Source organism: Flavobacterium sp. RSSA_27 (assembly GCF_051547125.1).
Taxonomy (GTDB): Bacteria; Bacteroidota; Bacteroidia; order Flavobacteriales; family Flavobacteriaceae; genus Flavobacterium.
Map to the genome: position 1 here is coordinate 1 of NZ_JBPTTN010000022.1, position 300 is coordinate 300.

Genomic DNA, 300 nt, shown 5'->3' on the forward strand with positions numbered 1-300 from the left:
GTTTGTCATTTGGATCTTTAGCGGTAGCCAAAGCCAAGTTGTAAACAAATCCTTTATTGATATCATCTTGAGTTATGGTATGTGAAGCAGAGAAGGTAGTGCTGTCAGTAGCACCCACAGCCAATGTTGCAATTGGACCACCAGTTACCACTGCATTATTGTCCGTTACTGTTACATTAGTCAAGGTTACATTACCTGTATTTTTGATGACAAAGTTATAAGAAACCACATCGCCAACATTGGTTATTCCATCATTGTTGCTATCCACATACACGCCATCTTTTGTGATGTCGATACTTG

General features: G+C 39.3%; 1 protein-coding gene. It reads right to left on the reverse strand.

Features of this window, described 5'->3' with window-relative positions:
• Positions 1-300, reverse strand: a 300-nt coding sequence (locus ACSVH5_RS13455) for a DUF7507 domain-containing protein (protein WP_438061924.1), incomplete at both ends; no start/stop codon positions are given.